Genomic DNA, 25,381 nt, shown 5'->3' on the forward strand with positions numbered 1-25,381 from the left:
ATGAAAATATAATTATATTTTCATATGATGATATTTCGGGGGGATGGACGGGAGACGTCTGGCCTAGCTGTTGAACTTCTTAACCGCGGATTCTCTCGACTGTGCCAGCCTCCGCGCTTCGTTCCGGGCTATCATCTGCTCAATCGCGTACTTCCGCGCTTTAGATGCGTTATAGCCTAACTCACCTCCGGGCTTGCCGGGCTTACCTGCATTCGCATCCTTCCAGCCCTGAATGTTGTCCTGGGCGGAACGTTTGGTTTCTTTAACTGCACCCCCGGCTAGCTTCCCGGCACCAAAAGCAGCCGCACCGATACCTACAGCGGCCAGCCCCTGCATGGATACGGTAGCGCTTGCCCCGGCCAGAGCTGCGGCTACCTTAGCGGAAATATACACCAGTATTGCAGCGAAAATACCTGCAAGGCAGACTTGAGCACCAAGTTCAACAATTGTTGAACTGTCTGCTACCTTCGTCGCCTTATTAAGAACGAGATTCAAGTAATTCACTACAATTCTCAATGAGAGAGCGGCAAATAGAATTGTTAATATTCCTGCAAATATATTTTGCAACCAGTTATTGAACATGGGGCGGAGGAAACCATACATAAGGCAGAATATGAAAATAGGTGCAGTTATTCCTAATAGTAGAATCATTACTTCGGCAACCATTGAAACAAAGCCCGCTAGAATCATAAGTGCGAATATTCCAAGCCATACACAAAATTGAGCAGTCATTCCCTCATCTTTTACATATGTAGAATTATCCATGTCATGTAGCGTTTTCCCTAACACTTTAGCCTTATTCCATAGGGTGTCTAATAACTGCCATATATTATCACTACCAGAAAAACCCTCCTTTATTCCGTTTATGGCATCAATAACGCCATCGAGGTAGCCGCCTAAATTAGCCACAAAGGACAGGATGATCGCCATCCTCATGATGTCCCACATCGTGTCTTCCATAGGCGTAGATAGCTTACCAGCCAAAGTCTGGTATCCACGCCACATGATGTAGATGGTAGCTGACGCTGCTGCCAGCCCCATCATCATAGAAGAGTACGACATCATCAATCCCTTTGTGGCGTCTGTAATTCCTCCTATCAGGTATTTTTCAACCCCAACAAAAAGACCGCCACTCATATATTACTCCTCTAAATTATTTAAGTCTGGAGTTGGTGCGTTTAGCTGCTTGATTTGATAGTGGGCTTCATTTGCATTCTTGCAATTTTCAGAAGCGTCACCACTCTTTTGGCACTTTTCATAAACTAGTTTTAATTCGTCAGGGTGATCCCTATACCATTTTGTTGTTTTAGCTTCCTCTTTGCATCCAACAATAGAAAAGCACAGGGTGATCGTCGAAATTAAAATAATTTTTTTTGATAACATAAATACCTCATAAATTATTAAGGTCAGCAGTTGGCGCGTTTAACTGCTGCTGATTCCACTGCTTAACACGCTCCGCTTCTAGCGCATTTTCGCGCTTCTCTGCTGCTTTCACGCTCATTTCCCATTGGGTGGTAAGCGTGTTCAGCATGACAGATTTTAGCTGAATACTGTTTGCAAGGTCTTGAGATTCTTTCGAATCTTTGGCTAACGCTACCCTGTTGGAGAGACTGTTTATTTCCCCCAGGGTCTGGCTTACCTGGTTCTGAACCTCGTCGGTTTGCTCAAGCTGGATAGCCTTGTTGATGACCTGCTGCTTGCATACGTTGGCATAACTCCCCGATTGCGCAGTGTTGCAGGTGTCGAAAATTTTATACTTCTCGTACAACGCATCGAACTGCCCGGAGGAACCGCCGGAGAGAAGCAGGTCATTCAGTGCCTGTCCGGGCTTACGCAGCTTTTCAAGGTCAGCTTTCAGGCCTTTGGCCTGGTCAACAAAATCAGCAATATCACGAACGCCAGTGGCCGTCGCCAGTTGGTCTTTATATGCCTGTATTTGTGACTGGTAGTGTCTGGCCGTTTCCATCCAGCGTTTTAACTCCTGCGCCCACTGCACGTCCCGCATAGGGTCAGCATCAACAGCGACGGGAATACCAGCATGAGCCAGTGGGCTTGCAATGACGCAAGCCAGAATAAGAGTACGAAAGCGAGTTTTCATCGTATATCTCCTTTGGGTCAGAGCGCTTTAGCCAGGTAGGTATCGAGCCATTCATGAGGCTGCATTCCTTCCCGGTAAATCGATTCGAATATTTCGAGGTTGGGGGCATCGCCGCTCATGACTTTGGTGTATCTGCCGATACCCGACAGGTCGAGCGTGACACGAGCGGCAAAACGTTTGGTATCGCCGCGCTTGAACTGATTTTTCACCACAACATACTGGCGGGCTTGCGGGTCAAGCCCTTTCACCACGTCGAACACTTCCGGTTCAAACTTCATACCGTCAACATAGTGTGCGCGGTCGGCGTTGGGGTTCGCCGCCAGAATCTGTGTCCCGCACTGCTCAATCACTGCCGGGGCGATATCATCTTTGATGATCTCTGCCGGGGATTGAGTACCGACGACCAGCATCCCGTTCAGCTTACGGATGGTTTTCAGCTTGTTATAAGCAAAGTCCTTAAACACCGGGTCGCGTAACCACTTCCAGAATTCATCCATGAAAATGACCAGGCGTCGCCCGTCAAGCAGGCTGGTAATGCGGTACAGCAGATAAAACGAGATTGGCGCACATACGCTTGCATCGTCCAGGAACTCCGTTCCGTCGATGCCGAAGTTATCGCAGTTGCTGATATCGAACGTGTCAGACTCGTTATCAAACACCCAGCCGAACTCACCGCCCTGCGCCCACTGTGACAACCGAATGCTAAGGCCGTTTTCCTGGGCTTCTTTCGTAGCCGGCTCAGGCAAATTTTCCAGCATTCGGGTAATGCCGTAGACGCGATATTGCGGCTCGTCATTCATCACAGCATTGACCGCATCACTCAGACGTCGTTCATCGCGTGGGGAGATCGTCGAGCCGTTACGGGTACAAAGGATTTTCATCAGTTGCTTGATGAAATTGATATTGCGTTTGGTTGCTGGCAACGAGAACGGGTTCCACCCTGTAGACTCACCACTGATAACCCGATAGTAACGGCCACCCAGCGCCCGGATGTTCATCTCTGCGCCCCGGTCTTTATCGAGGTAAACGGTTGTCAGCCGTTTGGTTTTGGCATCCGGGGAGAAGCTATCCTCGCGCCCGTATTTCTGCTGCATGATCTCAAAGAACGTCATCAACATGGTTTTACCCGAACCGTTCGTACCGAGGATGCAGGTACTGGCCGGGTTCTTCTCGTTGAATTCGTCCTTATCTGCCAGTGTGTTATGCAGGTTGATATAGTAGCCATCGCCTGACGGGGTGCGCAGTAAAGCCATCGCATCCCCCCAGGGGGCTTTATCGCGCTTGCCCGGATAGAAATTATGGAGCGCGGCCAGCTCCACAAAGTTCTGGCTACTCAGCTCCCCTTTACGTGGCCTCAGGTTGTAGTTGCCTGGCAGTTGCGCCATATACGCCGCTGAAAGCGATATTTCTGCCGGAACAGGCGTTATCCCTATGTTGTTCAGCGCGTTACTGATTTCATTCGTATCAGCAACCAGGCTTTCCAGCGACGGGGAATACACCATGATGGAAAAATGGTGCTTGCCGTAAGCGATTTTCCCCGATGTCAGCAGGTCAAGCGCCACATCCAGATCCAGCCGCTGGGAAACAGCATCGTCGTCGGCACTCATCAAAAGGCGACGGGTACGCTTAATGGCTTTCTTCGCTTCCTCGCGTGACATGCAGGTATAGGACTGCGTGATCACGTAATCGCAGGGGGCGTAAAGAAGGGAGTCCATCATCCCCGTGGCGGTCTCTTCGGAGAACTCTTTAACCTCCAGCCCCCGGAAATATTGCGTACCGTTGGCGTGGTTTATCTGCCCGGATTCAGCCGAAAAGAACAACGCCGCCGCCCCCATCACGTCATAGGCCGGGGTACGGGTGACGCGCACTTTTCGCCACTGGTGCGTTAGCAGATATTCATAGAAAGCCAGTTGCGACGAAAACACCGCGTTTCCTTCGGTAAACGTACCGAGAGGTCGCGCACCATAGCGCGACAGCGCGGTATCGAGCGTGCTTTTTATTTCCAGCATTTCCAGCAAAGCACCGTCCAGCTCCTTTAGTTTCTGGCTGTCTTTCATCCGTTTGCGTTCTGCTTTTTCAAGGCTGACAAACGGGCGATAGCAGACCGTCAGGAACAGGCGGTTGCGCCGGAACAGACCGACAGAAGCGTAGTAAAGACGGCTAACTTCATCGGCATACGGGTTGCCGGAATCTTTATGAAGATTGTCGGTAAACGTATTGCGGTCGTTATGGATATAGAAAGTAACTGGCATACCTTCGAATGAGCGGATTAGCCCGTGTAACTGGTTCGTCCCGAACTGGAGCGACTCGTCAGACTCGCAGTCGAACGGCGTTCCCATCAATTCCCAGGTGCAGTACAGATCGCTCTTAGGGGAACGAACCACATGCTGATGAATGTGCGATGAGTACGGGATGTACTTCTTGATGGTGGCACACTGATTTAGTTTCATGGCGTCGAGAAACTCCTTGATATCAACATCATCATGCTCAACGGGCATAAATGTTGTTGCGCCAAATAAACGGTTTGCTACCGGCTTTCCCTTCGCTCTCAGCCATACGGCAATCAGATTGAACCGCATCGGTTCATTTCTGGTAAGGGACTTCATCACCAGAAATTGCACAGGAAGTAAGAACAGGAGAGCGACGGAAGTCCAGATAGCAACGATGATGGTTACACCCGTGACAGCCAGCAGGGGCACCATTGGCACCCCCCACAGCGCCGCCGGGCGTTTCATTGCCTTGAGCAGCTTTGCCATATGTTCAGCCTCTTAGCTCATCAGCAGAGCGCCGATTTCACTGCCTCCGCCAATTAAAATGCCGCCAATGATGATGTAGCCGCACTGCGACAGGCTCTCGCCTTTCCACAGGGTCTTATAGCCAATCCAGATCACGGCCACGGTGATCGTGATTGCCGCCAGACCATGCAGCCCGGTTGACACTTTTTGCATGACAGTATTTGCCCGCTGAAATCCGTCGGCCAGTGCCGGGGTTGCAGAAAAAGTCGTCAGCGTACAGGCCGAAACGGGGGGGACCACAGCTTTTAGCTTGCGGAAAAGTATCATTATTCCTCCTCCTCACGGGGTGACAGGGAGAAACTCCGGCGCACTGACGGCGCGGAGAACGGTGCGATGAAGATTTTTTCTTGGCGGAGTTTCGCAGGGACGCCACGGACGACGACTCCGGGCCAGATCACGTGGTGACGGGATGAGTCACTGGCAGGGGCGGTTTTCAGGGGAACGGCAACTGATGATTTGTCCTCACGGGTTCCGGGGACCGCATAGCGGGATGATCCCGGCGGATAACCGATTCGCTGGATATAGCTCGTTCCGGAAAACGCCGTTTCAGGTTGTTGCCCGGTACTGAAATTGCCGGAATAATAACAACTCAGCGCCCTTTTCAGCGTGCCGCCGCGCCGGTAGCAGTCTCTGAGAATGTGTTCGAAGACGGACAGATTGGTACAGGGATCAAGTAGCTCTGTGGCGGACACACCATAATGGCGGAAATTGGTGCTGGTGATTTGCATCAGCCCGACAGAGTAACGGCGATCCTGTGCTGACAGGCGACGGAGAATATGCTCTGCATCTCCCCGGCTGGCTGGCAGGTGAGAAATAATGTGTTGATCGCCGAAAGAGGGGCCGGCCTTCGGGACAATCTCAGCGATGGCATAAGGGTTAAAACCGGATTCCACCCGTGCCACGTCGAATGCCGTGGACGGATGAATGCTGGCGGCGCACTGCATGGCTATCGCCAGAAAGGCTGTGGTGGAAAGCATGGTGACCTCAGTAAACAAGTGACATGCAGGGTCTGCTGATACTGCATGCTGTGGGAACAGAATTAAGGGTGGTTACGACACGGTTTCGATGGGGCCCGTATTCTGTGGTGGATTATTTTCCTCCCGGGGCTCAAGCAGGACCAGTTTGCCGGAAACGGCAATACCGGGCGTCAGGACAATATTCAGACCGGATTTACCGTGGTGGGGAAAGGCGACTCCGACCTTTGTCCACCAGGTATTTTTCTCACCCTGAGAGTCCGGATGACTTTCCTGGGCAACATACGCGTAATAAACAGGCTTTCTCATAATGTCCTCGTTTAATTAAAATTGTTGAAGATGATTTCTTCGATCACATTCCGATCCTGCATTCCGGTTTTAACGGGTCAGCGAGAACATTCAGCGGCACCCTGAATTATGGTTGTGTGACAGCCCGCTCCATATTGTTAAAGAGCATGGTCAGGATGCAGGAGGGGTAATGAAATTTTAACGGGAAAATAAATACCGGAAGGAATGATAAAAAAGTATGTGAAATTAACGTATTACTGGCACGGTGTGTGTGTGCATGAATGATGACGGGCGGGCTGATAATAATATTTGTTGATTATTATCAGGTTAAATTAAACATCCGGAGGAAGACTTTCTTTATATGTCAGATGGGGTTGTATGCTGTCTCTGTGGCTGAATTTGGTAACGACAATAATGTGTAAGGCGTGAAAGACAGGAATACAGTAGTCCCTTTTGTTGTAAGGGACGGTCTTTAATCTGGTTAAACGTTTCCCGGCCACTTAGGCCGATACTTACCGGGCCGGGTGGTGAAATTCGTTTTCATGCCGCAGTGGTGTCCGTCTGTACCTGTTGCATAAAAAACACAGAGTTATCTGACATATTTCCAGACATTACCGGGAACCTTATCAAAGTACTGGTTCATTACAATCTCTGCGCGGCGATAATCTGCTGCGGCATAAAGCATTTCAAGCTCATTCCCTGTGAGCTTTTCTTCCATATGCCCGACAACCTTTTCCAGCAGGCTGCCGTCATTTATTTACCGCAGTTTTCTGACGAATTCCATCTTGTTTGCCGGTTTGTTCATGTCTGACCTCTGGTGTACTGACTGTAAAAAAGGATTGCCACAGCAGGAGATGTGAGCAGGTTATTCATCCATGACATGGAGGCACGGGAACCTGAAAACAAGCCGGCTGGTGCATATTAAAATGTGCGGAGCTATTCTCCTCCGCACATACAGATTTAACGTCTGCGTTTCTCCAGTATCGACTGACAGTCAGTACAGGTTGTTACACCCGGCAGCGTCTGACGGCGTTTTTCCGGAATAGCCTTGCCGCAAAATCGACAGTGCTGCAGGGAAGGTGTCGGTGTGGGTCTTAACCGGCTTTGTTCAATCAGTGCTTCTAGGCACCGTTCATTAAACGCCTGATCGCGATCGATTTCATCTGGCACGTTGTATTCTCCTTACCGTGTTCTTTCTTTCGCAATGCGTGATGCAGTTCCAGACAACGGTCAGCGAGGGGGCAGTACACGATGAAAGGTTTTCTGTAACCTGCATCATGGCGTCCAGCGCCTCCGGGGAATCAATGTTTTCGACCCGATATTTTTGCCACTGATGCCAGATTGCAGCATCGGTTTCTTCATCCGGAATGGGTGTTCTCCCGTTTGGAACGGAGACACCGAGTAACCGGCGGCGTGCACAGGTTTCTCTGGAGCCAACCCCGAAATAACGGTTCATCAGTGCGATTGAGCCCCCCAGCCTGACAGCTCTGTTCAGTTGTTCCTGACGCCTGTTTTCCTCGTGGGATGATGCCAGTAATTTTTGCAGGACATCATGGCGGATAGTAATATCGACAAGCGGTAAAGGTGCCTGACTGAGGGTGATAAGATCGTTTATTGATAAGCAACCGAGCAAATTCATTTCATCGTAAGTGAATCCCATAGTTTCGCAGTGATGAATATTTCCTTCCCGTAGCGCCTGAAGAGCAACGGTTAATATAATATGATTCAGGGATGGAAGCATGAAATTGACTCCTTAACTGAATAAGTGCTCAGTAATTCAGCTGAATATTCAGTGAATGGTATAGTGTCATATAGCACAATACCGGGCAGGTCTGAAATATACATGCAGGTGCTTTTTTTTATACCTGCAGGATCGAAGTTTATGAGTGCCGGGATATTAATGTTCATCATCTTCTCCTCATTGCGTCTTTATCGGTCAGATAACTTTTTGTTGATCCACTCGTCAATCTCAGACTCGAGCCAGGCAACACTAGCAGGGCCTATTTTTATTGAACGGGGAAATGCACCCTCTTTCATATAAAGGTATATCTGTGAACGCTTCAGCCCTGTTTTTTGCTCAACCTGTCTGAGGCGTAGTAACTGATAAGATGTCATATATCCTCCTGTGACTGAAATAAACGGTGGCCGGAGAATAAAAAAACACAGTGGAAGCCTGAGAGAAAGCTGGTGAGCCCTAAATAAGGGATGCAAAACCCTTATTTAGGGTTGTCGGCCATTACAAATGGGGATGGTATTAGCCGGATAAGGATGTCGAAGATGGCGAACCACGCTTCAGCGCATTTTTCAGTGTTTCAGCGTCCAGTTTTTCCCCGATGCCATCGTCTGATGCCCATTGTTCAAAAATAGAAAGGAGCTTATAGGGATGATTCAGCAGTGGGCTGATAGTATCATTGTGCTTGCAGGCCAGCCAAAACAGGCGTGATAACGGTGTTGTCATACGGGAAGGTGAAATGGGATGACTCTCCCTTTTTTTGTATAAATTAATTAGTCTTTCGACTTCGGTGTGGCGAATAACAAAACAGGCATCAGGCGGTAATGTATAAAGAGGAAAGCACCCATTGTGATTATATTTTATGGTCGTCACTTCTGTTAGTTTTTTTATGACATCTAATGCTGTGTTTTTAGGTAGTCTGGAAATTTGTTTTTCTACGCGTTCTTTCCAACTCATCGTTTCGAAAATTTGAAAAAGCTCCTCTGAAAATCTTACTATAATACCATGGTTAGTTTTTCTTGCCCCCACAATTGGGGAGGGGAATTTAAGTTCACGTGCCAGTATGCGCTGAATCAAAACATATTCATAGCCTATCAGGGGGGTATCTATAATTTGTTGCACAGGACAAACATATCTGGCTTCTGTACAGAGTCTTAAATTTTGACCATAAATAAAACCGTCCCTGTCAAGCATGCATAGTTTATCAAGTAGGTCTCCCTCAAACTGCCTGAATTTTATTATTCCATTAAAAGTTTGTATCTTCTTAAGTATCACAGGAGACTGGAAATAGACCGATAGTAGGATGTTGCCACTCAAGGCATGACGATAAATATCGCTAGGAGTAATTTTTTGTTTTATGGCTTTGGTAGTGATCTCAACTGCTTCCGTTATAGTGACCCATGTTGACATATAATGAGTTATAAGCAATGGCTGATATTTTTTTGACATAATATTATCTCCTTCTACACAACAATTCGTTCCGTTAAGGAAAAAGATTGGTGCCACAAGTATTTATTTATGATTAATCAGAGGGTTTATGACAGAGAAAAGGATGTATATTTCTGAGTGAACATGTACAGGCCTATGGGGTGACTATTTAATGAGTAAATGCCGAATGATTTTCGGGGTGATGATTATAACTTGAGGAAAAATCCCAGCGTGGTTTGAGTAGTGTACCTGAGTGATATTTGTGTTATGTATGCATTGATTGCAGAAGAATAAATATAGTTCAGGCTAGTATAGTTTGTGGTAGCTATGAGAATATATAATCTATTTTACCTATAAAATAATTTATATGTATGGGGTGGTTTTTTTGTGGCGAATTGGTTTTACTGAACCCTAACTTTTGATTTTTAAGTTTGCACTTATTGATATGTTAATATGATAAATGCTTTATATCAGTTTTACTCTACAGAATTTCAAAAAAATAGATGTGTTAATGACTGTTTTTGCCGATGAAATCTTTGAGTTTTCGAAATTGTTTTGAGTTGAGGGTGTGTAATTGTAAAGGTTTTATTAATTCGGGTTGTTTTTTTTAGGTTGTTTGTCTGTGCTTTTATATTCTGGAGATGTGCCTTGTATATAGGATTGTTTGTTGGTTGTGTTTTTAATGTTGCACTGTTGTGAATTTTTATTTTGATATGATTATTTCTTTAGTATAAGGAGAGAAAGGAACGAGAAAGTTAAATCTATTTGTCCTAATCGCAATTTCATTGTTTAAATAATCACTATGGATTAATATTTTTTGCGACTCTGCTGAGTTACTGGTTTTAACTAGTGGTGTAAAAGGGATACCTTTTCGGTATCCCTTTTACAATAATCAGAAGAAATCAATTCGCGTATTGATACCGACGGTGCGACCCATATTGACCTGCGCGACGGCGCTGCTGCCGTTCATGTAGCCATAGGTACGGTAACGACGGTCGAACAGGTTATCGACATAGACGGAAATGTTCATCCGTTCAGTCGCCTGCCAGCCCAGGCTGCTGTCCAGGGTGGCATAGGTGCCTTGCCGCAACTGGTTGTCGCCATCGAAATAATGCGGCCCGACCAGATTAACCGCCAGTCGGGGCATCAGTGCGCCATAGCGCGTATCAATCACGCCGTTCACGCTGCTTCCCGCGCCATAACGTGGTACGAACGGCACCCGGTTACCGTGATACAACTCACTGTCATTGGTGAATTCGGAACGGATCACGTTGCCATTGATATCCCATGACCAGCCTGGCGCAAACCGCCACTTCGCTTCAAGCTCAACGCCGGTGGCGTCGGCTTTACCCGCATTGCTTAATGTCTGCATCCCGACCGGGCCAGAGTAAAGCTGCATGTCTTTGGTGTGGGTATAAAACGTCGCGGCTTGCAGCGTGACGTCAGCGGTTTCGTAGCGGGTGCCAAGTTCATAGTTGATGGATTTCTCGGCGACGAACGGTTTGGCATCAAGACCCGCAGTAGGCACGATGTTGTACCCGGAAGGTTTATATCCCTGGGCTACACGGGTATACACTCTCCAGTCATCGGTCAGCATATAGCCTGCGGATAGCTGCCCGAGCACCTGATCGTCATTGCTCTTACCCTGGTCGCCAAACGGGTTGCCGAGCATGCTGCCGTGATATTGTGTACTGGATTTATCATGCGAGAAGCGCACGCCGCCGCCGATATCAAAACGATCGGTTAAATGCCAGGTCAGGTCACTGTATGCGGCCAGCGTTTCAGCGGTGGTATAGCCGGTACTGCTTAAATAAGGCATTGTCGGCATGTCGTAGGCTGAATTTAACTTCTCGCGGGTGTTCTGCCGGTACAGCCCAAACACCATATCAACGGTACGCGCATCGCCCAGGGTTGCGGCGCGCAGCTCCTGCACATCCTGATTCCAGCGCTGAGGCATATTGACGATTAACGAACCGGAAGGGAAGGTGCGCGAATAATGCTGCTGCTGCCAGGCGCTGATCAGGTTGAAAACCCAGTCATCGGTGGTGTATTTCCCACTCAGGGTCTGGCTGTCAGTGCAGCGCCGCATGTACGGGTCTGGTGAACCATCGCTGATCGACAGCTTACGGCCCTTAATATCATTCCATCCCACATAGGCGTCCTGGGTGGCGCGGGTACATTCGCGTGAGGCGGCAAAGCCCATTTCCCAGGGCTGATCGTCCGGCGCCAGACGCAGTTTCACATTCCCTATGCTGGCGCGGGTGCCGCCTAAGTCATCGCTTCCCGTCGCGGGGTTAATCATGTCGCCGTCATCAACCTGGCGTAACAGGGTGACGCTGCCGTACAGCAGGCCATCCTGAATGGGGCCGCTCAGGTTGAACTTACTTCGATAACTGTCGCGGCTACTGACGCCGCCTTCAATATAGCCGCGCGGCGTGCTGTCCGGCTGCTGGGTGACGATGTTGATGATCCCGCCCTGAGCGCTTTTGCCATATAACGTTCCCTGTGGGCCTCGCAGCAACTCCACGCTTTGCACATCGGTAAGCGCCTGGATGGTGTTGGTGGAAAGCTGAGGGACGCCATCGACATACAGGGTGACGGCGGGGTTATAGAAGTCCTGCGCTGAAGAGACGCCGCGTAGCGAGATCGTCGAAAAAAGCATGTTGCCGCTATTTTCAATATTGAGCCCGGGCAAGACTCTGGGGAGTTTGTCGCTGGCGGTGACGCCGGCGTCGCTTAATTCCGGCGCGCTGACAACAGTAGACGAGACGTTGTTGGCTGATGCCGAGCGGGAAGATTGTTTACTGGCGGTAACCACCAGCGTGCTTTCGTCTTGCTGTGAAGTCTGGGCATTAGCAATGGCGGGGAGCAATAATCCCCCCAAGGCCAGAGGATAAAGCCGTGTCATTTTCATTGTTGTGAGTCCCTGTAAGACGGCGAAACGCCAAAAATACCGACAATGGTGAATTGAAAATGATAACTATTTCTAATAGTGGTGCTACCCGAAACGGGTTTATTTCAACCTGTTTCGGGTCGGTTTGCGCTTATTGGGCAGAATGGCGATAACGGTCGACGGCGAGAGCCGTCAGGCGTTTTTTGTCTATCTTGCCGACGGCGGTGAGCGGCCAGTGGTCCAGAAACTCGATTTGGTCAGGAATTTTCCACGCGCTGAGCCCCATACGGGTCAGTTGTTGACGCAACTGCTGATAGTCAGTTGGCACCTGCTGCGCGATGATAAACGCGCAAATCCGCTCGCCAAGCAGCGTGTCCGGCGCGGCGACCACCGCGCAATCTTGCACTTCCGCTAAACGCAGCAGTGCCGATTCCACTTCAGCCGCGGCTATTTTTTCTCCGGCGCGGTTGATCTGCTCTTTTATGCGTCCCTCAACGTGCAGGTTCCCCGCCTCATCCAGCCTGACATTGTCGCCTGTGCGGTAAAACCCTTGCGCGGTAAAGGCCTGCGCGTTGTGGGCAGGGGCGCGGTAATAGCCCGAAATGGTATAAGGGCCGCGCGTTAACAATTGCCCGGTTTCGCCCGGCGCGACGTCGTTCTCGTCTTGATCAACGATGCGGATTTCATCCAGAGGGGACAACGGGCGCCCCTGGCTGTGGAGAATGGTGGCATGCGGATCGTCCAGCCGGGTAAAACAGAGCAGGCCTTCCGCCATACCGAAAACCTGTTGCAGGGTACAGTCAAAGGTGGCGATAACCTGCTCAGCAAGCGTCGGGTCGAGCCGGGCGCCGCCTGCCTGAATGACGCGCAGCGACGAAAGGTCGCTGTCTTCCCACTCCCTGGCCTGCACCCATAATTGCGCCAGCGCCGGAACCAGGGCGACGTGAGTCACTCTTTCCTGCGCGATTAAAGGCATCACCTCATCACAGCTGGCGCTGTCGGTCAGCACCACTTTTCCGCCGCAGGCAAGCGTTCCCAGAATACCGGGGCAGGCCAGCGGAAAGTTATGCGCCACCGGGAGGACGGCGAGATACACGCTCTGTTGGCTGATGCCGCACAGTTCAGCAGAAGCGCTGAAGTTATAGCTATAGTCGGCATGTCGGCGCGGGATGAGTTTGGGCGTGCCGGTTGTGCCGCCTGAGAGCAACAACAACGCGGTGGCGGAAACATCAGGCTGCGGCCATGCCTGTCGCTCACCGTGAAGGGAGAAGAACGGCGTAAAATCGTCGCTCACGGTCTCTCCAGCGACCAGAACATGACGCAAGCAGGCGTGTTTGTGCGCCATCTGTCGGGCCAGCTCTGCGTGGTTTTCCCCGTGAATAACGTAAGCGACGGGTTGCGCCAGCTCAATCAGCGCGTCGATATCCAGCGCCCGTTGCGAGGGCATCGCCAGCACGGGGATAACGCCCAGTCTTAACAAGGCGAACAGCAGGGTAACAAACGCGTTGTCGTTGGGAAGCTGCACAATCACATGTTCCCCCGAACGCAAACCCAGTGATGACAGACCTGCGGCAAGTTCGTCAACCCGTGCATCAAGCGCGCTGTAGGTTAACGACCCCTTTGCATCAACGACGGCAATTCGCGAGGCATAACGGGCCGCCCAGTGGCGCAACTGTTCGGCAATGGGTAAGGGATACTGTTCAATCAGAGATTCAAAGGAAGAATTCATGCGTCACCTTTCTGAAGTGCTGGGCTGTTTTTGCAACGCGGTCATTGCAGAAAATGCGTGGGGAAAATGGCGGACAATCTGCGTAAAAAAGGACCGGGCTTGTTGAATGGGATAGAAATGATCGCCGTCAATCACCACCGGGCCTGTAACGTGGCTCAGCCACTGACGCCAGGCATCGACCTGCTGCCAGGAGGCTTCGCGATCGTGGCTGCCGCACAATAACAGCGCAGGCGTGCGCAGCGGCGGACAGACGTCGGGCGAGTCGTAGTGATAGCTCTCGGTGGCGTAAAAATCAGCGCGCAGAAGAGGAAGAAACAGCGACATTAATTCCTGGTTTTCCCGCAGTTCAGGAGAACATCCGCCAATGTCTATCAGCTCAGCGATAAAGTCGGCATCATCGCGATGGCTGAGCTGGCGTTCAGAATGCAGATGCGGGGCATGGCACCCGGAAATAATCAGTCCTTGTGGCGCAAGCCCCCGTTGCTCCAGAAGTCGGCAGGTTTCAAACGCCACCTGCGCCCCCATGCTGTGCCCGGCGAGTAAAAGCGGCGTGTCAGGCGATACGGATGCTTCCAGCTCGTTCGCCAGCAGTGCCGCCAGTTGTGTAATGCTTCTGAGCGGTTCCAGATGGCGAAGGCGATCGCGCCCCGGCCAGGTCACCAGAGAAAGCGCGCAATCAGCCAGTTGCTCAGCTTGCCAGTGGCGAAACGCGCTACTGCTGCCGCCAGCGAAAGGGCACATGACCAGATGCGCAGTATTGCCGTTCCGGGCGGGCCACAGCGGGATGCATATTGCAGATTGCGTCACAGCGCCTCCTTATCATCATCGTTGTAGAAACCGGCTAACCGGTCGTGGTGCGGCGGTGTCAGGCGTCTGATCTCCGCATTGCCGGTCTTACGTAAAATCTGCTGCCATAAACGTGATAACGCGATCTGATGTACGCTTTGGCAGGCCGCTGGTGGATGTTCGCCCGCCAGATGGCTGCGCAACTGGTGTAGCAACCAGCTGACGCCCTCCGGCCCGACGGTTTCGCAGCAGTCGCGCCAGCTCAGGGGCGCCGCGCTGCGCGTCAGACCCGGCAGATCGCGCAGGATCTCCGGTCTGCGGTAGAGGCTGTGGGCGTTCTCCTGATGGTCTGCGACAAACAGGCTGGATGACCAGATGACGGGGCCGTAGCTCGCCTCCAGCGAAAGATGACCTTCCGGCCAGCCCAGCAGCAGGCGGTGCATGATAAGGCTATGCATATCTGGATCGTCAGGATCGAGATAGCGCTGAAGCAGCAGGCAGGCTTCTCCCTCCGGCCAGAAGAGTCTCAGACAGTGAAAATCGCTAAAGCTGCCAACCACGTCGCACTCCACGGCGGCGGCATCAACGCCCAGAGCCAGCAACAACAAATCCAGAGTGGAGTAGAGCAACTGTCGGCTGGTGGTGGCGTGGACTACCGGCGGCGTCTTAGCCAGGCAGCGACGCAGCTGCTGAGCATCGCGAAGCCATGTGCGTCCCGCGCGCGTATGCGGATAAAACGTGTTTACCCAATAGCAGCAGCCCTGTTCCTGCGCCAGCGTTTGTAAGGAACTGATGTCATCCGGGTGGAGGGGATGCTCCTGAATGACGTGTACGCCGCGCGTCAGAAAGTGTCTGGCAAGCTGCGTACCGGTTCCTCCGGCGACGGTCGAACGCACGACAATACAGGCGATATCCGGCATCTTGGTTATCTGTTCCGGCGAGGTATACAGCGGAATGCCAAACGCATGAGCCAGCTCTCTTGAACGGGCGCTTCCCTGCGCCAGCAGGCCGACCAGTTCCAGCCCCTCCGGGGGCTGCATAAAGGCATTCAGGTACATTTCGCCAAATTTGGCGCCCACAATCAGTACGCGTTGTTTTGGGGAGGCGGACGGCATCATAACGTGTTCTCCGGTTGCATTGAGGTTGCGCAAAGCCAGCGCGTAATGTGTTGCGCACAAGCCTGAACGTGGGGGGCTTCCATCATGATTTGCCAGTGGCTGGCTTCAATCACAGCGTCGTCGGCGTTGTTTATCCAGCCCTGCCACTCGGTTTCTGCTGGCGTCCAGCGCGCGGGTCTCCCGGCGGCATACACCATGAGACAGGGGACCGGAACGCTTTCGCCCGGCGTATGCTCAGTCAGTAAACGCAGCAGATGCGCGATGTTGTCGAGCCACGTTTCTGCCGCTTGCAGCGTCAGGTTTTGCGACACCATACCGGCCGTTTTAGCGAGGCTGATAAAGTCGGCAAGCTGGCTGTCGGGCGTCTGCTGGTCGAAATGTTCGGGCAGTGCCAGAGGCGTTTGTCCTTCGGCTAACAGGCGCAGCAGGGCCGCCCGGTTTTCGCAACAGAAATCCTGTCGGCACACGGGATCGATTAACACCATCCGAACCTGCTCGCCTTTGGCGTACAGGCGCTGTGCGGCGCCCGCCGCAAGAAACGCGCCATACGACCAACCCGCCAGCACATAAGGGCCGTGAGGCTGCTGACGACGGATGCACCCGACATACTCATCGATCATCTGGTCGAGCGTGGCAAAGCGCTGCGGCGATTTTGCTTGCAGGCCGAAAACGCGCCTGTTCAACGCGCTGGCGAGCGGCAGCCAGGCGCTGATATCGCCGTCTGAAGCGTGGAAGACAAACAGGGTTTCCTCACCGTCGCCCTGGCAAAGGGGTATCGGGTTGTCCTCTCCTGACGTAGCCGCCTGTAGATGGGCGCAGAAGTCGCTCAGCGTCGAATGGCTGAACAGATCCTGAAGGTTAGCCCTGGCAATCCCTCTCCGGTTTAGCTGCGCGACCATCCTTGTCGCCATCAGGCTGTCGCCGCCCAGTTCGAAAAAGTCGTGATGCCTTGCCACGGGGCGAGACAGCAGCGATTGCCAGAGTTCAGCCACCTGTTTTTCCAGCGCCGGATTCCCCCCGGCAACTGGCGTGGGTTTGGCTGGCTCAGTCGGCGTATCAGACGGGGCATGCAGCGGCGTAAATAACGCTTCTCTTTGCCGGATCTGTAAAATGGGCAGACCGGTGCCAAAGCGCTGCTGTAAATAGCGGCTCACGGCTTTTTTATCCGGGCGATTTACGCCAGGCGAACGCGCCACCAGCAGATGCTGGCGCAGCGGCGACGATTCCTGCGCGGGCCACGCCAGCTCGTTTGCAAACCCGGCCTGAACGAGAACCTCCTGCCATGCGGAGCGGGTGAGCATCGGTTTCTCATCCCGGCGGCGGAAATCGCGGTATCCGCTTAATCCCTCAATAAAGCCCACGCTCGCCAGCTGGAATACGCTGTTTCGCTCCGTCGCTTCAACGATCAGCAAACGTCCGCCGGCTTTCAGCAACAGTTTTAATCTGCGCAACGTCTGGACGACATGGCTGGCGTCGTGGAGCACATTGACGGCAACGATCAGGTCGTAACCCGCCTCCGGGTGGGCGGTGAAATCCAGCGGCTGGTTGATGTCGAACAAGGCATAAGACACCCGCGATTCATCATGGAAACGGGCTCTGGCGTCATTGAGGAACTGCGCGGAGACGTCCGTGAAGTGGTACGACTGTCGCGTGTTCCGCGTGGCCTTCAGCACCGGCGCGGTAGTGGCTGCGGTTCCGGCGCCAACCTCCAGAATCCGTTCTGCGCCGCACAAGGCGGCAATCTGCGCGGTATAGCGATTCAGACAGGCGCTGGCGGGGTTGTCGCGATACAGCGCGTCAGTCACGCGATGCTGCTCGTTGAACAGCAATTCCAGCGGAGAACACTGCCCGGAGAAGAGGGCGTCGTGCCGGGCGATGCAGGTTTCCAGATACTGCGCCAGCGCCTGGCTCCATTGGCTTGGCGGGCACGCTTCCTGAGGCTCAGGAATCTCGCTGAGCGGAACGCGGCAGCGCCAGCTTTCACCCTCGCGGATTAACCACTCTCTTTCCGTCAGACACTGTAGCCACTGGCGCAGCAGACGCTGGTGAGACGCTTGCGCGGACAGCGCCTGTACTATTGCGCTAAAGCGATGGGCGATCTCCGGCGTGGTAAACAGGCCGTGACGATTTAGCGTAGCCGCGATCCCCTGTAGCGCACGCGCCTCCAGCCAGCGCCAGGTCGCCTCCAGCTCATCAAGCTGCGCCTGCTCAGGCAACGGCAGCGCCAGTTGGGTGAGTTCGTGCTCATCAGGCGTCGCCGCTGATGGCGACGGATCGTCGGCCATTACGATATCCAGCGTCAACGCGCCCTGTTCGGTTATTTCCGCTCTGGCCTGCCGGATGCCGGGGTATTCGAGCGTCGCCTGCTCAATATCCCGCAGGTCGTAGTCCGCCTGCGCGTTCAGCGGCCAGCGTCGACGGGGAATGTGCCCGGCGATGCCGCTGGCGAGAGTCTTCAGGCTTTCAGGGGCGGCGATGACGGCTTGCAGGATGGCGCAATAGTCATTAAACATCGCCTCGGCAGCGCCGGGTTCCAGCACGTTGTCCATGCAGTACCAGCTAAACATCAACTCGCCGTCGCTCTCCATGACCTGATGATCCAGCCAGACCTGCGGCGTTTGCGTGAACACATAGCAGGGTTCGCCGAACAGATGGCTCATCGCCTGATCGATAGTCATGCCTTCCAGCGTCATCCCCAGCATACTGGTAAACACCACCGGCATTAGCGGTTGACGTTGTGACCCGCGCAGGCGGCCCAGCTCACGGATCACCTCAACACCGTTCATTTCACTGTGCGCCATGTTTTGCCAGAGGCGCTGTTGGGTCTGTTGCATCTGCTCTTGCAACGTCACCGGCGCTGAGAAGTTAAAATCAACCAGCGTGACGGAGGTAAAATCACCAATCAACTGGTTGATTTGCGGATGGATCGGCTGGCGATTGAAGAACGTCAGGTTCAGCGTAAATGCCGTGGTGCGGCTCCAGCGCTCAAGGGTGGCGGCAAACAGCGTGAGCAGCGCGGCAGACGGTGTGACGCCTTGCTGCTGCCAGCGCTGTTTCACGGCCTGCCATTCTGTCTTGCCGATCGTCGATTTGAAGGTGGTGAAGTGTGGCGTTTCCGGGGGTGTTTCAACCACCGGCAGCTCTGGCGCTAAAGGCAATTGCGGCAGTTTTTCCTGCCAGTAATCCCAGGCATCGTGCCATGCCGATGTCTGTCGGCGCGCCTGTTCAGCCATTACATAATCACGGAAGGTGATAGCGAGCGGCGCCAGCGTTTCACCGCGCCAGACCTGCGCCAGATCGTCCATCATGACTTTAAAACTCTGCACATCGAACTGCAAAAGGTCGAGGTTCATGTGCAGGCGGTAATGGCAATCGTCGATTTCGCTGACCACCAGCTCAAAAAGAGGCCACTGGTCGGCAGGCAAAACGCGATAGCTCAGTTCATGCCGCCGTTTTTCCAGCGCGATGCGCTGTTCTTCCGGGGAAAGCGCGCGCAGATCGTCGCGCTGGATGTGATACTCCGGCGTTGTCGCCAGGACTCGCTGCTGCCCGTCGGCATCAACCACCATGCGCAACATGTCGTGGCGTGCGATAAGCTGGTTCCATGCGTTCTCCAGTATGGCGAGATCGAACTCATCGTGGCGTTTATCCCACTCAAACAGAACGTGACAGGCGACGCCGCCATAGCCAATGAGGTGGGTTCGCCCCAGCCAGTAGGCGTGCTGAATGGGCGTCAAAGGGAAGGGCGCATAACGCTCGTCGGCGTCGTGCTGCAACACTTCCGGCTGCGAAGCGGCAGGCGTCGTCTCTGGCTTAGAACAGATAAGCTGCGTGAGTCCATGAGGAGACAGATCCTGCCACGCCCGTTCCGCATTGATGCGTACGCCCAGGTAGTGCTGAATATCGCTACTGAGTTCAAGGAAGAGCAGCGAGTCCATGCCGAGTTGCAACAGATCCTGGTTTGGACGCAGTGACGCCGGATCGCTCAGCCTTAGCTGAACCGCAATCCGCTTTTTCAGCCATGCCATCACCGCCGTTTCATCGCTCAGGCTGCCGTTAAAGGCGTTGTCATCAGCAGGAGGAATGACAGGCGTTGCGGCTTTTTCTGTGGCGCTGATGTTAAACAGAGCCTGTTGTAACGGGGGCATTTTGTCGGTAAAAACGCGCATCGCCAGTCGCCACGGGGCGCCGCGCATCACCGCCTGTTCCAGGTGCCAGCAGCCTTCGGCATCGCTTAACGCGCCCATACCACGGCTGGCGAGCGTCGCCAGCATTTCCGGCGTGGCCGCCCGACCGCTTTCTCCCCATGCGCCCCAGGCGACAGAGAGCGTTTTCGGCGCATCAAGGGTGGAAAACTGCTGGGCCAGCCCGTCCAGGTAGCCGCAGGCCAGCGCATGGGCGCTCTGACCCGGCGCGCCGAGGGTGGCGGCAGCGGAAGAGTAGAGAATAAGATAGCGTCCGTCGTGGTTGCGCAGGGTTTGCAACAGCTGGCTTGCCGCCTGCGCTTTTACCGCGAAAACGGTGGCCAGCTGGTGGTCGTCAAGCTCCAGCAAGGGCGCGTCAGCCAATACGCCAGCGGCATGAATCGCTCCGGCAATGCCGCCGTTGGCCGCCAGATCGTCAAGAACCGTGGCCAGTTGCCCGGCATCGCCCACATCACAACGGCAGACGCGCGTCTGCCCGCCCTCCGCATCGCGTAGCCATGACTCATCCACGCGCGGCGCCAGCAGGGCGATGCGTCGCGCCCCTTTTTCTCTGAGCCAGTTCACGGCAAGGCGGCCTAATCCGCCAAACGCTCCGGTCACCAGATGCCAGCGGTTATCGCCGGTAAACACGTTTGCCGGTAATTCGGCGGCGCATCCCGTATTGGGCGCCAGTGAAGGGAGCCAGAGGGTGTTACCCCGCGCGGCAAGCCAGCGCTGTGATTGTGAGACTGCGCTTAACCCTTGATGCAGCGTTTCCCACGGGGTGTTTTCGGCGAGATCGATGGCGGCAAGCAACCGTTCCGGCTGTTCGTTGGCCGCGACGCGAAGCAAGGCCCATAGCGCGTGATGGGACGCAGAGAGTGCCTCATTTTCCTCGACTCGCCACGCGCGGCGAGTAACCACAATCAATCCGGCTGCGCTGGCGGTGAGCGCTGCTATCACTTTCTCCGCTAAGGCCAGCGTATCCTCGCTCTCCTCAACAATCATCAGTCGCGAAGAGGCGTGCGGATCGTGAATGATGCCGTATTGCGCCAGCTCGTCGCTGCGCGCAAGCGTACCGGCGCTGAAGCTGAAGGTAAGCGGATGGTCAACGCTGGCGATGCTGAGGGGCGTCCAGCGCCATTGATAATGCGTCTGCGGCGCAGGAAGAGGCGCGGCGGGCGATAGCGGCAGCCACTCGCCATCAGGATGACGGGCTTCAACGCGCATCTGACCGCGGGAAAAGGCTTCGTTTTGCCAGCTTAAGCGAACCTCCTCCAGCCACTCCGGGGCGGCGACGGGGGGCGGTTCCACAGGCAGAGCGTCGCCATGACGCTGTGAGAGCAGACGCCAGGCCTCCTGCCAGCGGGCGTTAAACCGTTCGGGCTGACCTGCGCAATCAGACCAGTCGGCGAGATAATCACCGTTATCCGTCAGCGCCTGCCCCAACACGGGTTCTGATGGCGCGGTGAATGTTACGGCGCTAACCGCCTGACCGGGCAGCGTGGCGAGAATGATATGTTCGCTCATCCCGGCGGTCGGGCTGCCATCCTGCGGTAGCCACGCCACTTTGCTGAATCCGGCGTGGCGGCACTGTTGCTGCCACTGAGCGGTGGTGAGGAATAACTCACCTTCGCGGGCGTCGAGATCCTGTAGCGGAAGAACCAGCGGGCCGAAAACGAAGTCAAACAGACGCATTGGCTGGGTGATTTCGCGCATCAGCAGGCGCCCGCCCGGCTTGAGCAGGGGGCGCAGATTATCGAGCGTGCGGCCAATATGGCGGGTGGCGTGAATCACGTTCGCCGCCACGATAAGATCGTAAGACTGTGCCTGGAAACCCTGAGACTGCGCCTCTTTTTCGAGATCCAGCTCGCTATACTTCACAAAATCATAGTCGGCGAATTTCTGCTGGGCGCGGCGGGTGAACAGCGCCGAGATATCGGTGAAATGGTACTCCAGTGCCGGAACGCCGTTGAGTTCCGGCAGCAGCCACGCGGTGGTGCCGCCGGTTCCGCCGCCAACTTCAAGAATACGCAACGACTGGCGGGGCTGACGCGTCTGGACAATGCCGCGTAATACCCCGGCGGCGATTTGGTTGAAATAGCGGCCAAAGCTGAATTCCTGATACAGCACCTCCACGCCGTCGGAGGCGCTTTGCGGGAAGATAATCGCCACTGGTTCTTCCGCGCCGCTCATCATGTCATATAACCGATCGCCGGCACGGGCGATGGTGTCGGGAATAGCCTGAAAACCTTCACAATAACCGGCAAGTTCCGTCAGCAGCGATTCCCGCTGTTGATGTTCAATGGGGCGGGCGCGAGCGTATCGCCCGTCGGTGCAGCGGTAATCGCCGTCGACCACGCAGTTATTCAGCAGGCGCTGGAGTAGCTGCTGGTAGCGGGGCAGCAGACGTCCACGGCGCATGATGGTCATGGCGTCCACGCCGTTTTCAATGGCATCGCCGGTACAGCGTTGTACCAGTTGATCGACGTAGATGGCGTGCAGGCGCGTGGCGCACTGTTTAAGCGCTTCCAGGCGGGGGAGATCGAGCGCTGTCGCAGCGCGACTCGCCACCTCCAGCCCGGCAGACAGCGCTGCGTCGGCAGGCTCGCAGGCCGGGGAGACGCGCTCTTTCCAGTAACGCTCAGTATCAAACGGATAACATGGCGCAGCGATACGTTGTCCATCGCCCGCCAGCAGGTCGGCCCACGGTAGGGCGACGCCGGCAGCGTAAAGCTGGAGCAGGGCCTGATTGAGGACATCGCCCGCCTCTTTGTTACGCCGGGCGCTGGCTATCCAGTATGCGTTATCGCGGTATTCGCGCTGCCCGCAAGCAACCAACTGGGCATCGGGCCCCATCTCCAGAAAAACGCGGGCGCCGAGCTGATGCGCTATCTGAATACTCTGGATAAAACGCACCGGCTGGCGCATGTGTCGGCGCCAGTAATCCGCCTGGTTGAGCGTTGACTCATCAATGACGTCGGCGGTGAGCGTGGAAATAATCGGTATTTGCCCCGGCTCCGCGTGCAGTCCCGCGCAGGCGTCCTGGAACCGATCGAGTATCGGCTCCAGTAAAGCGGAGTGCGCCGCACCGGTTACGCTCAGGCGACGATAGTTAATGTCATGCTGCGAGAGCGTGGCGCAAAATACTGCGAGACGGGCTTCCGGCCCGGAAAATACCGTATGTTGCGTACCGTTATTGGCGGCGAGATCCAGCTCAAACTGGCGAGCCAGCGGCATCAGCGTGTCTTCGTCTGCAAATACCGCCACCATCGCGCCGCTTGCGCACTGCTGCATTAGCGCGCCGCGCCGACAAACCAGTGGCATGACCTGTTCAATCGTATAGTGTCCGCAGACAACAGCAGCGGCAAATTCACCGACGGAATGCCCAATGGCGAAGTCTGGCTTCAGTCCTTCAGCACGCCAGTGCGCCGCCATCGCGATTTCAAACGCGACAATCGCCGGCTGCGCCCAGGCCATATTGTCCAGTTGCGCCGAATCGGGGTTAAACATCGCTTCGCGCAGTGACGGCGTGAGCATTTCGCTACAGGCGGAAAAACAGCGATCCAGCGTGTCGGCAAACGCCGTTGAGTGCTGGTACATCGTTTGACCCATAGTGCGCCAGTGCGAGCCCTGGCCGGTAAACAGCCACACCTGCTTGCCGCTGGCGCCGTGGCCGCTGTAAACCAGCGCCCCCGATTTCTCACCGGCCCAGGCGCTGAGCGCCTCGGCGGTTTCACGGTTTAATGGCGCCGCCAGGCGGAAGGGGAGATCGAGACGGCGCGCGTGCAGGGCTGTGAAGGCCAGAGAGCTGGCATCCGCATTCTCTCTCAGCGCCCCGGCATAATCCGTCGCCAGCCGCCGCAACGCGCTGTCGCTGGCGGCGCTGAGCAGCAGCGCGGTACTTTTTCTGCCGCTATCCGTATTGGGGAGGCGCGCGTTGAGCGCGTCGGGCAGCGAGGCGACGATCATATGGCAGTTGGTGCCGCCAATACCAAAGGAGGAGACGCCCGCATAGCGCATTTCGTCCTGCCATGCCTGTGCCGACACCGGTATGGTAAAGGGGCTCTCTTCAAGTTTCAGCGCCGGGTTGGGGGTGTGAAAATTCAGTAAGGGAGGAATTTGCCCGCGACTGACTGCCAGAACGGTTTTCAGCAGTCCGGCAATGCCCGCCGCGGTATCCAGATGGCCCATGTTACTTTTCACGGAACCGAGCGCACAGCGCTGATCCTGCGGGCGAGGCGCATAGACGTTGCGTAACGCTTCAATTTCAATCGCGTCGCCCAGCGGTGTGCCGGTGCCGTGGGTTTCAATGTAACCTACCTGCCTGTCGTCGATGGCCGCCAGCATTAACGCCTCTTCGATGACTGCCTGTTGCCCTGCGACGGAAGGGGCGGTATAGCCGACCTTTCTGTTGCCGTCGTTGTTGACCGCGCTGGAGAGGATCACCGAGATAATCGGATCGCCTGACAGCAGCGCGTCTCTCAGGCGACGCAGCACCACGCAGCCGAGACCGTTACCGGCCCAGGTGCCCTCAGCCGAGGCGTCAAAGGGACGACAGTGACCATCAGGAGAGAAAATCATTCCGGGCTGGTAGCGGTAGCCTGCCTGCTGGGGGAAAGAGAGCGCCACGCCGCCGGCAACCGCCATATCGGATTCGCCTGCGCGCAGGCTTTCACAGGCCAGATGCACGGCAACCAGCGAGCTGGAGCAGGCGGTCTGTACCGATAACGCCGGGCCGTGCAGGTTGAGTTTGTACGCGGCGCGGGTGGCAATATAGTCTTTATCATTGCCCATCAGAGATTGCAGACCTTTTACCTGCGCGACTTCTGTCACGTTCAATGCTTCGCGACCGGGGTAGGTACTCATCCGGGAAGAGGCGAAAACGCCGGTCTTATGGGGGACGGCGCCGGGGGGATAACCGGCATGTTCCAGCGCATGCCAGACCGCCTGCAAAAATAGGCGCTGCTGCGGGTCCATCGACTCCGCTTCCTGTCGCGAATAGCCAAACAGGGTGGCGTCGAAGCAGTCGGCGTTGTCTAACACCGTACCGATATTGACATAATGAGGATCGTCAATGATGGCGGCATCCAGACCGACGGCCAGAAGCTCTTCGCGCGTAAAGCGTCGGCTGCATTCACGACCTTCCAGCAGATTTTGCCAGAACGTTTCGCCATCCGGCGATTCAGGAAAATGGCAGGCGTAGCCGATAACCGCGACAGGTTCGCAGTCCGGGTAGTGTTGAGCGATCGATGCATCAATGGAATCTGCTGTCGGCGCAGAAGAGAAGCGCAAGTTATCCATAATCGGTCCCGTTTCCTAAGATTCACAAAGTCAATGGAACGCCATGCGTTCG

Annotated in this window: 17 protein-coding genes and 1 pseudogene; all 18 read right to left on the reverse strand. The window is 54.7% G+C overall.

Translation table 11 applies throughout. The features are described from left to right. Positions 1-63: 63 nt before the first annotated feature. The 18 genes and pseudogenes from LPQ25_RS08800 to irp1 all read right to left on the reverse strand — a co-directional run bounded on the left by LPQ25_RS08800 (position 64) and on the right by irp1 (position 25,329). Entirely contained in the window at positions 64-1,137 is a 1,074-nt protein-coding gene (locus LPQ25_RS08800; RefSeq protein WP_001593439.1) for a TrbL/VirB6 family protein, read from the reverse strand. Positions 1,138-1,140: 3 nt separating this feature from the next. Then, on the reverse strand, positions 1,141-1,383 hold the full coding sequence (locus LPQ25_RS08805) for an EexN family lipoprotein (protein WP_001593437.1): 243 nt from the start codon (positions 1,381-1,383) through the stop codon (positions 1,141-1,143). A gap of 7 nt (positions 1,384-1,390) precedes the next feature. Next, positions 1,391-2,098, reverse strand: coding sequence for a TrbJ/VirB5 family protein (locus LPQ25_RS08810; RefSeq protein ID WP_000857358.1), 708 nt, complete (start codon positions 2,096-2,098; stop codon positions 1,391-1,393). Between the two features lie 17 nt (positions 2,099-2,115). Next, positions 2,116-4,854 carry a VirB4 family type IV secretion/conjugal transfer ATPase gene (locus LPQ25_RS08815; RefSeq protein WP_001096398.1) on the reverse strand — a complete coding sequence of 913 codons (2,739 nt, stop codon included), beginning with the start codon at positions 4,852-4,854 and terminating at the stop codon, positions 2,116-2,118. Positions 4,855-4,866: 12 nt separating this feature from the next. Beyond that, positions 4,867-5,160, reverse strand: coding sequence for a TrbC/VirB2 family protein (locus LPQ25_RS08820; protein ID WP_000600171.1), 294 nt, complete (start codon positions 5,158-5,160; stop codon positions 4,867-4,869). After that, the gene (locus LPQ25_RS08825) at positions 5,160-5,870 is read right to left on the reverse strand and encodes a lytic transglycosylase domain-containing protein (RefSeq protein ID WP_001593436.1); all 711 of its coding nucleotides are present in this window, start codon (positions 5,868-5,870) and stop codon (positions 5,160-5,162) included. Before LPQ25_RS08825 ends, LPQ25_RS08820 begins: the two co-directional genes overlap by 1 nt. Positions 5,871-5,942: 72 nt before the next feature. Next, complete coding sequence (locus LPQ25_RS08830; RefSeq protein ID WP_001231171.1) at positions 5,943-6,176, reverse strand: hypothetical protein; 234 nt, start codon at positions 6,174-6,176, stop codon at positions 5,943-5,945. 568 nt (positions 6,177-6,744) lie between these two features. Beyond that, a pseudogene (locus LPQ25_RS08835) lies at positions 6,745-6,894 on the reverse strand (Hha/YmoA family nucleoid-associated regulatory protein); the annotation flags it as partial. 221 nt (positions 6,895-7,115) lie between these two features. Beyond that, the gene (locus tag LPQ25_RS08840) at positions 7,116-7,325 is read right to left on the reverse strand and encodes a TraR/DksA family transcriptional regulator (protein WP_001112403.1); all 210 of its coding nucleotides are present in this window, start codon (positions 7,323-7,325) and stop codon (positions 7,116-7,118) included. Then, positions 7,315-7,896: a DUF2857 domain-containing protein gene (locus tag LPQ25_RS08845; RefSeq protein WP_000937857.1), complete on the reverse strand. Its 582-nt coding sequence runs from the start codon at positions 7,894-7,896 to the stop codon at positions 7,315-7,317. Before LPQ25_RS08845 ends, LPQ25_RS08840 begins: the two co-directional genes overlap by 11 nt. Beyond that, positions 7,881-8,063 carry a hypothetical protein gene (locus LPQ25_RS08850; RefSeq protein WP_001513329.1) on the reverse strand — a complete coding sequence of 61 codons (183 nt, stop codon included), beginning with the start codon at positions 8,061-8,063 and terminating at the stop codon, positions 7,881-7,883. Before LPQ25_RS08850 ends, LPQ25_RS08845 begins: the two co-directional genes overlap by 16 nt. Before the next feature lie 21 nt (positions 8,064-8,084). After that, a complete protein-coding gene (locus LPQ25_RS08855) occupies positions 8,085-8,270 on the reverse strand; it encodes an AlpA family transcriptional regulator (protein ID WP_000205185.1) in 186 nt (61 codons plus the stop codon). Positions 8,271-8,409: 139 nt separating this feature from the next. After that, the gene (locus LPQ25_RS08860) at positions 8,410-9,336 is read right to left on the reverse strand and encodes a hypothetical protein (protein WP_064756778.1); all 927 of its coding nucleotides are present in this window, start codon (positions 9,334-9,336) and stop codon (positions 8,410-8,412) included. 871 nt (positions 9,337-10,207) lie between these two features. Beyond that, on the reverse strand, positions 10,208-12,229 hold the full coding sequence (gene fyuA, locus LPQ25_RS08865) for a siderophore yersiniabactin receptor FyuA (RefSeq protein ID WP_000784549.1): 2,022 nt from the start codon (positions 12,227-12,229) through the stop codon (positions 10,208-10,210). A gap of 130 nt (positions 12,230-12,359) precedes the next feature. After that, positions 12,360-13,937, reverse strand: coding sequence for a yersiniabactin biosynthesis salycil-AMP ligase YbtE (ybtE, locus tag LPQ25_RS08870; protein WP_014907267.1), 1,578 nt, complete (start codon positions 13,935-13,937; stop codon positions 12,360-12,362). A gap of 3 nt (positions 13,938-13,940) precedes the next feature. Next, complete coding sequence (gene ybtT, locus LPQ25_RS08875) at positions 13,941-14,744, reverse strand: yersiniabactin biosynthesis thioesterase YbtT (protein WP_004175339.1); 804 nt, start codon at positions 14,742-14,744, stop codon at positions 13,941-13,943. Then, entirely contained in the window at positions 14,741-15,841 is a 1,101-nt protein-coding gene (ybtU, locus tag LPQ25_RS08880) for a yersiniabactin biosynthesis oxidoreductase YbtU (RefSeq protein ID WP_000982853.1), read from the reverse strand. Before ybtU ends, ybtT begins: the two co-directional genes overlap by 4 nt. Next, positions 15,838-25,329 (reverse strand): yersiniabactin polyketide synthase HMWP1, encoded by a 9,492-nt coding sequence (irp1, locus tag LPQ25_RS08885; protein WP_234599510.1) that lies wholly within the window; start codon positions 25,327-25,329, stop codon positions 15,838-15,840. The genes ybtU and irp1 overlap by 4 nt, the downstream gene beginning before the upstream one ends. Positions 25,330-25,381: the final 52 nt, after the last annotated feature.

The organism is Klebsiella sp. KPN54798, from assembly GCF_021184225.1.
Taxonomy (GTDB): domain Bacteria; phylum Pseudomonadota; class Gammaproteobacteria; order Enterobacterales; family Enterobacteriaceae; genus Klebsiella; species Klebsiella pneumoniae.